13 protein-coding genes are annotated in these 13,523 nt (G+C 72.1%); 11 read left to right on the forward strand and 2 right to left on the reverse strand.

Features of this window, described 5'->3' with window-relative positions:
- The first annotated feature begins 71 nt into the window (after positions 1–71).
- From tatB to MOX02_RS09945, 6 genes are all read left to right on the forward strand, one after another.
- Positions 72–620 (forward strand): Sec-independent protein translocase protein TatB, encoded by a 549-nt coding sequence (gene tatB / locus MOX02_RS09920; protein ID WP_147025632.1) that lies wholly within the window; start codon positions 72–74, stop codon positions 618–620.
- Positions 621–623: 3 nt separating this feature from the next.
- Positions 624–1,424, forward strand: coding sequence for a twin-arginine translocase subunit TatC (gene tatC / locus MOX02_RS09925; RefSeq protein WP_147025633.1), 801 nt, complete (start codon positions 624–626; stop codon positions 1,422–1,424).
- 70 nt (positions 1,425–1,494) lie between these two features.
- Positions 1,495–2,781, forward strand: a complete 1,287-nt coding sequence (serS, locus tag MOX02_RS09930) for a serine--tRNA ligase (protein ID WP_147025634.1) — start codon at positions 1,495–1,497, stop codon at positions 2,779–2,781.
- Positions 2,781–3,545 (forward strand): 5'/3'-nucleotidase SurE, encoded by a 765-nt coding sequence (surE, locus tag MOX02_RS09935; protein WP_147025635.1) that lies wholly within the window; start codon positions 2,781–2,783, stop codon positions 3,543–3,545. The genes serS and surE overlap by 1 nt, the downstream gene beginning before the upstream one ends.
- Positions 3,546–3,627: 82 nt before the next feature.
- Complete coding sequence (locus tag MOX02_RS09940; RefSeq protein ID WP_147025636.1) at positions 3,628–4,305, forward strand: protein-L-isoaspartate O-methyltransferase family protein; 678 nt, start codon at positions 3,628–3,630, stop codon at positions 4,303–4,305.
- A gap of 154 nt (positions 4,306–4,459) precedes the next feature.
- The gene (locus MOX02_RS09945) at positions 4,460–6,004 is read left to right on the forward strand and encodes a peptidoglycan DD-metalloendopeptidase family protein (RefSeq protein ID WP_147025637.1); all 1,545 of its coding nucleotides are present in this window, start codon (positions 4,460–4,462) and stop codon (positions 6,002–6,004) included.
- Positions 6,005–6,088: 84 nt separating this feature from the next.
- Here the strand turns inward: MOX02_RS09945 and MOX02_RS09950 are convergent, their stop codons facing one another.
- On the reverse strand, positions 6,089–6,985 hold the full coding sequence (locus tag MOX02_RS09950) for an ATP-binding protein (RefSeq protein ID WP_147025638.1): 897 nt from the start codon (positions 6,983–6,985) through the stop codon (positions 6,089–6,091).
- 268 nt (positions 6,986–7,253) lie between these two features.
- Between MOX02_RS09950 and yajC the strand changes: the two genes are divergently transcribed.
- From yajC to MOX02_RS09975, 5 genes are all read left to right on the forward strand, one after another.
- A complete protein-coding gene (yajC, locus tag MOX02_RS09955; RefSeq protein WP_147025639.1) occupies positions 7,254–7,589 on the forward strand; it encodes a preprotein translocase subunit YajC in 336 nt (111 codons plus the stop codon).
- Positions 7,590–7,655: 66 nt separating this feature from the next.
- Positions 7,656–9,263, forward strand: coding sequence for a protein translocase subunit SecD (gene secD / locus MOX02_RS09960; RefSeq protein WP_147025640.1), 1,608 nt, complete (start codon positions 7,656–7,658; stop codon positions 9,261–9,263).
- A gap of 126 nt (positions 9,264–9,389) precedes the next feature.
- Complete coding sequence (gene secF, locus MOX02_RS09965) at positions 9,390–10,334, forward strand: protein translocase subunit SecF (protein ID WP_147025641.1); 945 nt, start codon at positions 9,390–9,392, stop codon at positions 10,332–10,334.
- A gap of 14 nt (positions 10,335–10,348) precedes the next feature.
- Entirely contained in the window at positions 10,349–10,786 is a 438-nt protein-coding gene (locus MOX02_RS09970; protein ID WP_147025642.1) for an Mth938-like domain-containing protein, read from the forward strand.
- A 10-nt stretch (positions 10,787–10,796) separates the two neighbouring features.
- A complete protein-coding gene (locus MOX02_RS09975) occupies positions 10,797–11,678 on the forward strand; it encodes a phytoene/squalene synthase family protein (RefSeq protein ID WP_147025643.1) in 882 nt (293 codons plus the stop codon).
- Positions 11,679–11,763: 85 nt separating this feature from the next.
- Here MOX02_RS09975 and MOX02_RS09980 read toward each other — a convergent pair whose 3' ends face one another.
- The gene (locus tag MOX02_RS09980) at positions 11,764–13,329 is read right to left on the reverse strand and encodes a putative bifunctional diguanylate cyclase/phosphodiesterase (protein ID WP_147025644.1); all 1,566 of its coding nucleotides are present in this window, start codon (positions 13,327–13,329) and stop codon (positions 11,764–11,766) included.
- Between the last annotated feature and the right edge of the window lie 194 nt (positions 13,330–13,523).

Raw genomic sequence — 13,523 nt, forward strand, 5'->3', positions numbered from 1 at the left:
TGGTGTATGGGCAGCCGCCTGAGCGGAGCGCCCGCTTGTAGCGGATGGCGGGCGCCGGGAACGTCGACGACATGCTGGACATGAGCTGGGGCGAGGTGATGCTGATCGGCGGCGTCGCCCTCATCGTGATCGGGCCGAAGGACCTGCCGAAGGCGCTGCGCACCGTCGGGCAGATCACGGGCAAGCTGCGCCGCATGGCCGGCGAGTTCCAGATGCAGTTCAACGAGGCGATCCGCGAGGCGGAGCTCGACGAGGTGCGCCGCGAGGTCGACGGTATCAAGCGCACGGTCGGCGCCGGCACGCAGGGCTTCAACCCGGTCCAGACCATCCGCGACGAGCTGAAGGGCGCGATCGAGGCCCGCGACGGGCGCGCCGGCGCCAAGCCCGGCTTCGACCAGCCCGGCTCCGACCAGCCCGGCCCCGAGGCTCTGGCCGAGGCGACCGCCAGCCTGCGGGCGGAGAGCGCGCAGGAGGGCGGCTACCGGGCCCGCGAGCGCGGCAGCTACGACGTGCCGCGCCCGCCGCCCGAGCCCCGGATCCTGCCCGAGCCCCAGATCGCGAGCGCGGGCGCCGCCGACCCGCTCGCCTCCGATCAACCCGCCAGACCGTCGGGCGCCTGAGCCATGATCAACGAGGCGGATGAGGCCGAGATCGAGGCCTCGCGGGCCCCGCTCATCGAGCACCTGATCGAGCTGCGCTCGCGGCTGATCAAGTCGCTCGCGGCCTTCGTGGTGATGTTCTTCGGGTGCTTCTTCTTCGCCAAGGACATCTACAACATCCTCGTCCACCCCTACGTGTCGGTGGTGGGCGCGGAGAACGCGAAGCTGATCGCGACGCACTTCCTCGAGCAGGTCTTCACCAACATCAAGCTCTCGGTCTTCGGGGCGGCCTTCCTCGCCTTCCCGGTCATCGCGACGCAGATCTACGCCTTCGTGGCGCCGGGCCTCTACCGCAACGAGCGCAAGGCCTTCCTGCCCTACCTCGTCGCGACGCCGGTCTTCTTCCTGCTGGGCGCGCTGGTGGTGTTCTTCCTCGCCATGCCCCTGCTCATCCAGTTCTCGGTGAGCCTGCAGCAGGTGGGGGTCGCGGGCGAGCCGACCATCGCGCTCCTGCCCAAGGTCGACGAGTACCTCTCGCTGATCATGACCCTGATCTTCGCCTTCGGCATCGCCTTCCAGCTGCCCGTCATCCTGACGCTGCTCGGCCAGATCGGCGTGATCGACGCGGCCTTCCTGCGGGAGAAGCGCCGCTACGCCATCGTGCTCGTCTTCGTGGCGGCGGCGATCCTGACGCCGCCGGACGTGATCTCGCAGCTCTCGCTGGCGATCCCGATGCTGCTCCTCTACGAGGCCTCGGTGTTCTCGGTGGCCCGCATCGAGAAGCTGCGCGCCGCCCGCCGCGTCGCGGAAGGGCTCGAGCCGTAGCGACAGGTCCGCCCTTGTCCCGCGGGAGGCGATGCTGCAAAGCGTCTGCGCCCAGGATCAGAGCCGTCCCATGCACGACATCCGCGCCATCCGCGAGAACCCGTCCGCGTTCGACCACGACCTGCAGCGGCGCGGGCTGGAGCCCCTGTCCGCCGAGCTCCTCGCCCTCGACGACGCCCGCCGCGGCGCCGTCTCGGCGGCGCAGGCGAACCAGGAGCGGCGCAACGCCCTCGCCAAGGAGATCGGCGCGGCCAAGAAGGCGCGGGACGAGGACCGGGCGCAAGGCTTGATGGCCGAGGTCGCCCGCCTCAAGGAGGAGGGGCCGGCCCTCGACGCGGCGCAGGGGGAGGCGGCCCGCACCCTCGACGCGCGGCTCGCCGCGATCCCGAACCGGCCGAAGGCGGACGTGCCGCAGGGCGCGGACGAGCACGGCAACGTCGAGTACCGGCGCTTCGAGCCGACCCATCCCTGGCTGGAGACCGGCCGTCAGCACTTCGAGCTCGGCGAGGCCGCGGGCCTGATGGATTTCGAGGCGGCGGCCAGGCTGTCGGGCTCCCGCTTCGTGGTGCTGAAGGGCCAGCTCGCGCGCCTGGAGCGGGCGCTCGGCCAGTTCATGCTGAACCTGCACACCGAGGAGCACGGCTACACCGAGGTGGCGCCCCCGATCCTCGTGCGCGACGAGGCGATGTTCGGCACGGCGCAACTGCCGAAGTTCCGCGAGGACCAGTTCGCGGCCGGCGACGGCTACTGGCTGATCCCGACGGCGGAAGTCCCCCTCACCAACCTCGTGCGCGAGACGATCCTGGCCGAGGAGGAGCTGCCGCTGCGCTTCACCGCGCTCACCCCCTGCTTCCGGGCGGAGGCCGGGGCGGCGGGGCGCGACACCCGCGGCATGCTGCGCCAGCACCAGTTCAACAAGGTCGAGCTCGTCTCGATCACGGCGCCGGACAGGTCGGCCGAGGAGCACGAGCGCATGCTCGCCTGCGCCGAGGCCGTGCTGAAGGCCCTCGAACTGCCCTACCGGGTGATGACGCTCTGCACCGGCGACATGGGTTTCGCCTCGCAGAAGACCTACGACATCGAGGTCTGGATGCCCGGCCAGGAGACCTACCGCGAGATCTCCTCCTGCTCCGTCTGCGGCGACTTCCAGGCGCGGCGGATGAACGCGCGCCACCGCCCGAAGGAGGGCAAGGGCGTTCAGTTCGTGCACACCCTCAACGGCTCGGGCGTGGCGGTCGGCCGCGCCCTCATCGCCGTGATGGAGAACTACCAGAACCCGGACGGCAGCGTCACGATCCCGTCCGCGCTCCAGCCCTATATGGGCGGCCTCAACCGGATCGAGGGACCGAAGAGCTGATGCGCATTCTCGTCACGAACGACGACGGCATCCACGCGCCGGGGCTGGAGACGCTGGAGGCAATCGCCCGCCACCTCTCGGACGACGTCTGGGTGGTGGCCCCCGAGACCGACCAGTCCGGCGTCTCGCACTCCCTCTCGCTGAACGACCCCCTGCGCCTGCGCCAGGTCGCCGAGAAGCGCTTCGCCGTGAAGGGCACGCCCTCCGACTGCGTGATCATGGGCGTGCGCCACATCCTGCGGGAGCGGGGGCCGGACCTCGTCCTGTCGGGGGTCAACCGCGGCCAGAACGTGGCCGAGGACGTGACCTACTCGGGCACCATCGCGGGGGCGATGGAGGGCACGATCCTCAACGTGCGGTCGATCGCGCTGAGCCAGGCCTACGGCGTGGGCGGGCGCGGGGCGATCAAGTGGCACTGCGCCGCCCATCACGGGCCGCGGGTGATCGCCAAGATCCTGGAGACGGGCATCGAGCCCGGCATCCTCGTCAACGTGAACTTCCCCGATTGCGAGCCGGAGGCGGTCGAGGGGATCGCGGTGGCGGCCCAGGGCCAGCGCAACCAGGCGCTCCTTGCCATCGACGCCCGCACGGACGGGCGCGGCAACCCGTACTTCTGGCTGGCCTTCGCCAAGGCGCGCTTCGAGCCCGGCCGCGGCACCGACCTCAAGGCCATCGCCGAGAACCGCATCTCGGTGACGCCGCTGCGCCTCGACCTCACCGACGAGCCGACGCTGACCCGCTTCGCGCAGGCTTTCGCCGAGTAGGCGGGCGGACGAGGCCGGGAAGGGGCGGTTTCGCGCGCGCCGCCCCTGGCCCTTGCGGGCGCATCCGTGCGAGCCTCGGCCGGTGACGAACGCCGACCCCGCATCCCCCGCCGACGAGCCCGGCAGCGCCGTCGAGAACGCCGCCTTCGTGCTGGCCCTGCGCGAGCGGGGCGTGCGCGACCGGGCGGTTCTGCGCGCCATGGAGCGGGTGCCCCGCGAGCGCTTCGCGCCGGCGGCCCACCGGGACCTCGCGCGGCGCGACCTCGCCCTGCCGCTGCCCTGCGGGGCCACCATGACGGCGCCGACGACGGTGGCGGCGATGCTCGTCGCCCTCGACCTCGCGCCGGGCCAGCGCGTCCTGGAGATCGGCACCGGCTCCGGCTACGTCACGGCCCTGCTGCTGCAGCTCGGCGCCGCCGCGGTGACGAGCCTGGAGCTCTACGCGGGGCTTGCGGCCGCCGCCCGCGAGCGGCTGGGGCCGGGGCCTGCCCTGCGCGTCCTGCGGGCGGACGGCCTCGCCGCGCCGGGGGAGGGCCCCTACGACCGCATCCTCGCCAACGGCTCGGTGACGGGCCTGCCGGGGCCCTGGGTCGCGGCTCTGGCGCCGGGGGGCCGGCTGGTGGCCGGGCTCTCGGGCGCCGGCCAGCGGGGCATCGGCCGCCTCATCGCGGTGGAGCGGGGGCCGGACGGCCTCTCCGAGACGCTCGGGGCCGCCCTCCGGCTGGTGCCGCTCCAGCCCGGGCGCGCCGCGGCCGCCTGAGGCGGGCGGCGCCCGGCTCCCCGTGTCCGGCCTGCAACCGCAGGCTTCGGAAAGGTTCCGCCGCTGCGCGAAACAGGGTGAACGGGAACGGTTGCTTAACCTGAATCCGATTTGAATGACGGCATCAAGTTGCGTCAGGCAAACGGGTGCGTCGATGCGGGTTCGCGGGGCTGGTCGGGGTATGCGGGCGCTGTCGCGCTTCGCCCTCATCGGAGTGATCGGTGGCGGGGCCGCCGCCTGTTCCTCGGACGCTTCGCGGCTCGGGGATCCGTTCGTCAATCCCTTCGCCTCGAACCTGTCGAGCGAGCCCTCGGCCACCGGCAGCCTGCCGGAGGGCGACGTCGCCCCGGCGCCGGCGATCCGCACCGGGCGCATCCAGTCCGAGGCGCTCGGCGCGCCCGGCGGCACGTCGGCCGGCCCGGCCCTCAGCCCGGCCGCGCCGCGCCCCGCCCCGGCCCTGGCGCGCCCGATCCAGCCTCCCGCCCAGAGCACCCGCGTGGCCTCGACCGGCGCCGCCGGCTGGAGCGCGCAGGGCGGCACCAGCATCACCGTCACGCAGGGCGACAGCCTCAACCAGATGTCGACCCGCTACGGCGTGCCGGCCTCCGCCATCCTCTCGGCCAACGGCCTGACCAGCGCGAGCCAGGTGACGCCCGGCCGCCAGATCGTGATCCCGGTCTACAACGCCTCGGGCCTGAACCCCGACGCCATGAGCGCCCGCACGGTCCCGGCCGCCCCGCAGGAGCGCCTGCAGCTCTCGAAGGGCCCGAAGCCCGCCGAGAAGGCCGCGGAGGTCAAGTCCCACGCCGAGAAGGCCCAGGCCGAGAAGTCCCAGGCGGACAAGGCCCAGGCCGAGAAGGAGGCGAAGCGCCGGGCCGAGAAGCTCGCCGAGACCAAGCGCGAGGCCGACCGCAAGGAGGCCGAGGCGCGCAAGGAGGCGGAGGCCCGCAAGCTCGCCGAGGAGAAGGCGCGCAAGGAGGCCGCCCAGAAGGAGGCCGCCCGGAAGCACGTGCGCCCGGGCCAGACCGCCAAGGCGGAGACGAAGGCCGACGCCAAGGTCGAGGCCAAGGTCGAGGCCAAGTCCGATCCGAAGGCGGAGGCCGCCGCCCGCGCGAAGGCCGAGGCCGCCCGCGACGCGGCCAGGAAGCTCGCCGAGGCGAAGGCCGCCCGGGAAGCCTCCGAGAAGGCCGCCAAGGACGCGGCCAAGGAGGCCAAGGACGCGAAGGAGGCCGAGAAGGCCGCCAAGGTCGCCGCGGCGAAGCCCGCGCCCGAGAAGCCGGAGCCGGCCGCGACCGGCTCGGTCGCCGCGCAGGCCGCGCCGGCCGCGCCCGACCAGTCCTTCCGCTGGCCGGCCAAGGGCCGGGTGATCTCGGGCTACGGCTCCAGCGGCAACGAGGGCATCAACATCGCGGTGCCCGAGGGCACGGCGGTGAAGGCCGCCGAGGACGGCACGGTCGCCTACGCGGGCTCCGACGTGAAGGGCTACGGCAAGCTGGTTCTCGTGCGCCACACCAACGGCTACGTCTCGGCCTACGCCCACAACGGCGAGATCGACGTGAAGCCCGGCGAGAAGGTGAAGCGCGGCCAGACGATCGCCAAGTCCGGCGCCTCGGGCAACGTCACCTCGCCCCAGCTCCACTTCGAGATCCGCAAGGGCGGCTCGCCGATCGACCCGATGTCGCAGCTCGCGAGCAACTGAAGCTCCTCGGGCACGAACGGTACGCGAGAAGGGGCGGCCCCGGCGGGGCCGCCCCTTTCCCGTTCCCGCAGCGTGCGTCCGGCCTCAGCCGAGGCGCTGGCCGAGCCGCCCGGCGAGGTCCTGGATGAACTGGAAGGCGGTGCGGCCCGAGCGCGAGCCGCGGGTCGCGGCCCATTCGAGGGCCTCGGCCCGCACCCGGTCGGGCTCGGCCCGCAGGCCGTAGCGCTCCACGTAGGCGCGGATCATGGCCAGGTACTCGTCCTGGCTGCACTTGTGGAAGCCGAGCCAGAGGCCGAACCGGTCGGACAGCGAGACCTTCTCCTCCACCGCCTCGCCCGGGTTGATCGCCGTCGAGCGCTCGTTCTCGACCATCTCGCGGGCGAGGAGGTGGCGGCGATTCGAGGTGGCGTAGAACAGGACGTTCTCCGGCCGGCCCTCGATGCCGCCATCGAGCGCCGTCTTCAGCGACTTGTAGGAGGTGTCGTCGGCGTCGAAGGAGAGGTCGTCGCAGAACACGATCCAGCGGTGCGGGTCGGCGCGCAGCCGCGCCATCAGGTCCGGCAGCGCCTCGATGTCCTCCCGGTGGATCTCGACGAGCTTCATCGGCAGCGCGCCCTCGGGCCGCCGCGCGTTCGTCTCGGCGTGCACCGCCTTGACGAGGGAGGACTTGCCCATGCCGCGCGCGCCCCAGAGCAGCGCGTTGTTGGCGGGCAGGCCGCGGGCGAAGCGCCCGGTGTTCTCGGCCAGGGTGTCGCGGGCCCGGTCGATGCCGGTCAGGAGCCCCATCTCGACGCGGTTGACCCGCGGCACCGGGATCAGGCGGCGCTCCGGCCCCCACAGGAAGGCGTCGGCCGCGGTGAGGTCGGGCGGGGCGGGCAGGGCGGGAGCGGCGCGCTCCAGGGCGGCGGCGATCCGCTCCAGGAGCGGCAGCAGCGTGTCGAGGGCGGGGCTCGGGGTCGGGCTCGGAGTCGGGCTTGTCATGGGTTCTGGCCGGGCTTCGCGGGCGGGGGTCCGGGTCGGGTCTTCCCGGAACGGTGGGCCGCTGTCTAGGAGGATCGGGCGCCGAAATCACCGCCCACGGGCCCGAAACGGCGGCCTTGGACCGGCGCCCGCGCCCGCGGACCGATTCGCCTCACCCATCCGGCGTTGCTTTCACTTAGGCCGTGGCTATAGTCCGCGCGCTTTTCGGGCCGGCCCGGCGAGGCCGTCCGGGCCTCCGGGCCGCCTCGCTATTCGAGGAGTCACGCGCTTGATCACCCCCGCCTTCGCGCAAGGGGCCGGCACCGCTGCCAGCGGGGCGGACATCGCCTTGCAGCTGGTGCCGTTCGTCCTCATCTTCGTGATCATGTACTTCCTGATCCTGCGGCCGCAGCAGAGGCGGGTCCGGGATCACCAGGCCATGATCAAGAACGTGCGCCGCGACGACACCATCGTCACGAACGGCGGCCTCGTCGGGCGCGTCGTCAAGGTGATGGACGAATCCGCCGAGCTGGAGGTCGAGATCGCGCCGAACGTCCGCGTGCGGGTGGTGCGGTCGATGGTCTCCGAGGTCCGCGTCAAGGGCGGTCCGGTCAAGGCGGCCTGAGCGCCGCTCCCGGTGCCGGCGCTCCCTCCGATCCCCGGCACCCCAACGTTCTCGTAGGACCGGCGGATGCTGCGCTTCTCCCGTACCAAGATCATCGCGACGCTCGCCGTCATCCTGATCGGCCTGAGCCTGGCCGTGCCGAGCTTCTTCCCGGCCGACAGCCGCAAGGCGTTCCTCGCCTCGCTGCCGGGCTGGTTCCCGACCTGGATCATCCCGCAGCGGGCGATCGTGCTCGGCCTCGACCTGCAGGGCGGCTCGCAGATCCTGCTGGAAGTCGATCAGAACGACCTCCTGCGCGGCCAAGTCACCGGCTTGCGCGACGATGTCCGCCGCGTCCTGCGCGAGGCCGGCGTGACACCGGAGGGCGGCATCCAGATCGTGCCCCGCGGCGTGCAGGTCCGCATCGCCGACCCGGCGGCGCGTGCCAAGGTGCTGCCGAAGCTGCGCGAGCTCTCGCAACCGATCAGCAACGCACTGGTCGGGCAGGGCGGCGGACAGACCCTCAACATCGAGGAGCGTCCGAACGGAGCGATCCAGCTCACGCTCACCGATGCCGGGCTGACCGACCGCACGCGCCGCGCCGTGACGCAGGCGATCGAGGTGATCCGCCGCCGCATCGATTTCGGCGGCACCAAGGAGCCGTCGATCCAGCAGCAGGGCTCCGATCGCATCCTCGTCCAGGTGCCGGGCCTGCAGGATCCGCAGCAGCTTGAGGAGCAGCTCGGCAAGACCGCCAAGCTCGAGTTCCGGATGCTGGCCGACAGCCCGTCCGGCGACGTCGACCTGCTGCCCTCGAAGGACGAGAACAACGCCAAGGTCCCGGTCGAGCGCCGCGTCATGGCCGACGGCAGCGACCTCACCGACGCCCAGCCCGCCTTCGACCAGCAGACCCACGAGCCGATGGTGAGCTTCAAGTTCAACCTGAAGGGCGCGCAGCGCTTCGGTCAGGCGACCTCGGAGAATGTCGGCCGGCGCATGGCGATCGTCCTCGACAACGAGGTCGTCTCGGCGCCCGTCATCCGCTCCGCCATCACCGGCGGCAACGGCCAGATCACTGGCAACTTCACGGTGAAGCAGGCCAACGACCTCTCGGTGCTGCTGCGGGCCGGCGCTCTGCCGGCCAAGCTCAGCGTCGTCGAGCGCCGCGTGGTCGGCCCCGGCCTCGGGCGCGACTCGATCGAGGCCGGCAAGCTCGCGACCCTCGTGGCGGCCGTCCTCGTCGTCGCCTTCATGTTCCTGACCTACGGCACCTTCGGCTTCATCGCCAACATCGCGCTCATCGTCCATGTCGGCCTCATCCTCGGCCTGATGTCGGTGCTGGAGGCGACGATGACGCTGCCCGGCATCGCCGGCATCGTGCTCACCATCGGCACGGCGGTGGACTCGAACGTGCTGATCTACGAGCGCATGCGCGAGGAGGCCCGGGCCGGGCGCTCCCTGATCTCGGCGCTCCAGGCCGGCTTCGACCGGGCCTTCGCCACGATCATCGACTCGAACTCGACCATGGCGATCGCGGCCCTGATCCTGTTCTTCCTCGGCTCCGGCCCGGTGAAGGGCTTCGCCGTGGTCTTCATCCTGGGCATCCTCACCACCGTGATCACGGCCGTGACCCTGACCCGGATGATGATCGCCGTGTGGTACAATACGTTCCGCCCGAAAGCCCTGCCGTTCTGACGGCGGGGCCGCCGCCGCTGGAATCCCGGCCGTGCCCTCGGGCGAGGGGCCGGCCGCCAAACAGAATCGACGGGCCAGGAGCCGCCTCCCCGAGGGCGGCATCCGGCCCAGAACCCGAGACCGATCATGCGCCTGCTCCGCCTCTGGCCCGACGAGTCGCACTTCGACTTCATGCGCTACCGGCGCTTCAGCTTCCCGCTCTCGGCGCTGATGTCGGTGGTGACCGTCGTGCTGTTCCTCACGATCGGGCTGAACTTCGGCATCGACTTCAAGGGCGGCACCCTGGTCGAGCTGCAGGCGAAGTCCGGCACGGCGGACGTGGCGGCGGTGCGCCACACGGCCAACGGCTTCGGCTTCGGCGAATCGGAGGTGCAGGAGCTCGGCGGCCAGGGCAACATCCTGGTGCGCTTCCCCCTCCAGGCCGGCGAGCAGGGCCAGACCCAGGTGATGCAGAAGGCGCACGCCGCCTTCGACGCCGAGTACGAGTTCCGCCGCACCGAGACGGTGGGCCCCCGCGTCTCGGGCGAGCTCGTGCAGTCGGGCACGCTCGGCGTCGTGCTGTCCGTCGTGGCGGTGCTGCTCTACCTCTGGTTCCGGTTCGAGCGGGAGCTGGCGCTCGGCGCCATCGTCGGCACGCTGCACGACATCGTGCTGACCGTCGGCATCTTCATCCTGACGCGCATCGAGTTCAACATGACCTCGATCGCGGCGATCCTCACCATCGTCGGCTACTCGCTCAACGAGACCGTGGTGGTGTTCGACCGGACCCGCGAGCTGATGCGCCGCTACAAGACCATCCCGACGGTCGAGCTCCTCAACCTCTCGATCAACTCCACCATGTCGCGCACGGTGATGACCTCGATCTCCACCGCCCTGTCGCTCCTGGCGCTGGTCCTGTTCGGCGGCGAGGCGATCAAGGGCTTCGCGGTGGTGATGCTGTGCGGCGTCGTGATCTGCACCTACTCGGCGATCTTCATCTCGACCCCGGTGCTGATCTATCTCGGCCTGATGCTGTCGGGCACCCGCGCCCAGGCCCGCGAGCGGGGCGACCTCGCCCAGGCGGCCGAGTAGGGCGCGCGGGCCGGATGCGCGAGCCTCGCCGTCCCCAGGACGGATCCCAAGAAGGAATCCAAGACGGGCGCGAAGACGGACCTCATGGCGGCTTCGTACCCGGGCGGCACCTGATCGACGCCTACGGCGCCGGCGGCTTCCGCTTCGCGGAGATGAGCCACCGCGGCTCGATCCTGGCGCTGCCCTCGGGCGTGCGCGCCTGGGACGTGACGGAGGCTTCCGCCATCGACCGCGACGCGCTCCGCCCGGTCCAGGCGGAGGCGGGCGCGATCGAGCTCCTCCTCGTCGGCACCGGCCTCGACATCGTGCCGCTGCCGGCCCCCCTGCGCGCCTGGCTGAAGGAGAACGGCATCGGCCTCGACGTGATGCAGACGGGGGCGGCCGCCCGCACCTACAACATCCTCGTGGCGGAGAACCGCAAGGTCGCCGCCGCCCTCATCGCCGTCGCGTGAGCGCACCCGCTTGAGCGAGACCGAGACCAGCGCGAGCACCGGCAACGGGCTCCCCTTCGCGCTCCAGCACTGCGAGACCCTGGTGCGGGAGGGCGACCCCGACCGCTATTTCGCGACCCTGTTCGCGCCCCCCCAGGCGCGCCCGCACCTGTTCGCCCTCTACGCCTTCAGCCTGACGATCGCCCGGGCCCGCGAGGCGGCCTCGAACCCGATGGCCGGGGAGATCCGCCTGCAATGGTGGCGCGACGCGCTCCAGGGCGAGGCCCGCGGGGACGTGCGGGCGAACCCCGTGGCGGCGGCGCTGGAGGACGCCATCGTCCGGCGCCGGCTCGGGCGCCAGCCCTTCGTCGACCTGATCGACGCCCGCGTCTTCGACCTCTACGACGACCCGATGCCCCGGGTGAACGACCTCGAAGGCTATTGCGGCGAGACGGCGTCCTCGCTGTTCCGCCTCGCCAGCCTCGTCCTCAGCGACGGGGCGGAGCCGGGGGGCGCGGCCGCGGCGGGCCATGCCGGCGTCGCCTACGGCATCACCGGCCTCCTGCGGGCGCTGCCCTGGCACGCGCGGGCCGGGCAGGTCTACCTGCCGGCCGACATCCTGCGCGAGCACGGGGTCACCCGCGAGGACATCGTCACGGGCCGCGGCGGCCCCGGGCTCCTCGGCGCGACCCGCGACCTGCGGGCGCTCGCCCGCCGGCACCTCGCGGCCTACGAGGCGGCCCGCGCCACCATCGCGCCCGCGGCGCAAGGAGCCTTCCTGCCCGTCGCCCTGGCGGAGCCCTACCTCGCGGCGATGGACCGGCCGGGCTACGACCCGCTCAACAGCGCGATCGAGATCCCGCGCTGGCGCCGGCTCTGGCGGCTCTGGCGGGCGGCGCGGCGGATCCGCTGAAGCATCGTTCTTTCGCGCGGACCATGGCCGTCCTGCGGATCGGAGGGAGCCGCGTCCCCCGATCCCCGGATCACGGGACGCGGCGTCAGGCCACCTTCCGGGGCTCCGCGGGCTCGGACGAGCGGGTCAGGAGGAAATCCATCTCGCCCTTGGGCATCGGCGCGCCGAACAGGTAGCCCTGCCCGAAGTCGCAGCCCTGCCCGGCGAGCCAGTCGAGGCTCGCGTCGGACTCGATCCCCTCGGCCGTGGTGACGAGGCCGAGGCTCGCGCTCAGCTTGATGATGGCGTCCACGAGCTTGGCCCGCTCGTCGCTCATGGTGATCGTGTCGACGTACCTGCGGTCGATCTTCAGCTTGTCGAACTTCAGCTCGCGCAGGTGGTACAGGCTCGAGTAGCCCGTGCCGAAATCGTCGAGCGCGATGCGCACGCCGAGGTTCTGCAGGGAGGTGAGGGTGGTGCGGGCCGCCTCCAGGTCCTGCACGAGGGCGGTCTCGGTGATCTCGACCTCGAGGCGGTGGGGCGGCAGCCCGGTCTCGGTGAGGATCGCCAGGATGCGCTCGCAGAGCCAGGCATCCTGGAACTGCTGGGGGGCGATGTTGACGGCGATCTGCAGGTGGGCCGGCCAGTCGCGGGCGTCGAGGCAGGCCTGGCGCAGGAGGCGGTAGCTCAGGTCGGCGATCAGGCCGGTCTCCTCGGCGATGGGGATGAACTGCGCCGGCGCCAGGAGCCCGCGCTCCGGGTGCCGCCAGCGGGCGAGGACCTCGACGCCGATCAGCTCGCGCCCCGGCAGGGAGACGACGGGCTGGTAGAAGGGCTCGATCTCCCCGCTCTGGATCGCCGCGCGCAGGGCTCCCTCGAGCTGGGCCCGGGCCCGCAACTCCACGTCCATGGCGCTCTTGAAGACCCGGAAGGTGCCGCGCCCGTCCTTCTTGCCCTGGTACATGGCGAGGTCGGCGGCGTGCAGCACCACCTCGGCATCCGCGTCCTCGCGCGCCACCAGGGCGACGCCGACCGTCGCGCCGACCTTCAGCTCGTTGCCGTTCCACAGGACCGGGCCCGAGATGCTGGCGATCACCGCCTGGGCGAGGCGGGCCAGCGCGTCGCTGCCGTCGAGGCTGACCAGCATCGCGAACTCGTCCCCCCCGAGGCGGGCGGCCACGCCCCGCGGCGGCAGCAGGGCGTTCAGCCGGTCGGCGACCGCGCAGAGCACCGCGTTGCCGGCCGCGTGGCCGTAGAGGTCGTTGACCGGCTTGAAGCGGTCGAGGTCGACGAGCAGGACCGCGGCCGCCGGCACCGGGCCGGCCTCGGCGCGGTGCGCCTCGATCGCCTCGAGGAACAGGCGGCGGTTGGCGAGCCCGGTCAGCGCGTCGTGGCGGGCGATGGCCTCGGCGCGCGCGGCGGTGACGTCCCGCTCGCGCATCGCCCGGCGCAGCTGCAGCGACTTGCGCAGGCTCACGGCGAACATCGCCAGCCCCATGAAGAAGCCCAGCATGAGGTGGTCCGAGAGCGCGTGGGCGAGGATGAAGGCGTTGAAGGCGGCGAAGACCTGGAACTGGACGCCGATGATCCAGCCGCAGACGCCGATCATGAGGACGCAGAGCGCGTCGTAGAGCTCGCCCTCGCCCCAGTTCCCGCGCCGCTTCTCCGCCATCGGTCCCGTCCTCGCCGCGCACCCCGAGGGCACGCGCCCAGGGAGCGGCCGGGGCGCTTAAGAGCGCGTGAATGCGCGGGCGCGCCCGGTACGGATCCGTACGATCGGCCCCCGGATCCGGCGGGAGGTTGGCGGGGTGCTTAAGGGATCCTTGGCGCCTCATCATCAGGCGTAGCAACCCTCAGGATATGCAA

The organism is Methylobacterium oxalidis, from assembly GCF_007992195.1.
GTDB lineage: Bacteria > Pseudomonadota > Alphaproteobacteria > Rhizobiales > Beijerinckiaceae > Methylobacterium > Methylobacterium oxalidis.

Bases quoted from the DNA above. Each gene is read 5' to 3' on its own strand.
- tatB (WP_147025632.1), top strand. From the start codon at position 72: ATGCTGGACATGAGCTGGGGCGAGGTGATGCTGATCGGCGGCGTCGCC.
- tatC (WP_147025633.1), top strand. From the start codon at position 624: ATGATCAACGAGGCGGATGAGGCCGAGATCGAGGCCTCGCGGGCCCCG.
- serS (WP_147025634.1), top strand. From the start codon at position 1,495: ATGCACGACATCCGCGCCATCCGCGAGAACCCGTCCGCGTTCGACCAC.
- surE (WP_147025635.1), top strand. From the start codon at position 2,781: ATGCGCATTCTCGTCACGAACGACGACGGCATCCACGCGCCGGGGCTG.
- MOX02_RS09945 (WP_147025637.1), top strand. From the start codon at position 4,460: ATGCGGGTTCGCGGGGCTGGTCGGGGTATGCGGGCGCTGTCGCGCTTC.
- MOX02_RS09950 (WP_147025638.1), bottom strand. From the start codon at position 6,985: ATGACAAGCCCGACTCCGAGCCCGACCCCGAGCCCCGCCCTCGACACG.
- secD (WP_147025640.1), top strand. From the start codon at position 7,656: ATGCTGCGCTTCTCCCGTACCAAGATCATCGCGACGCTCGCCGTCATC.
- secF (WP_147025641.1), top strand. From the start codon at position 9,390: ATGCGCCTGCTCCGCCTCTGGCCCGACGAGTCGCACTTCGACTTCATG.
- MOX02_RS09970 (WP_147025642.1), top strand. From the start codon at position 10,349: ATGCGCGAGCCTCGCCGTCCCCAGGACGGATCCCAAGAAGGAATCCAA.
- MOX02_RS09980 (WP_147025644.1), bottom strand. From the start codon at position 13,329: ATGGCGGAGAAGCGGCGCGGGAACTGGGGCGAGGGCGAGCTCTACGAC.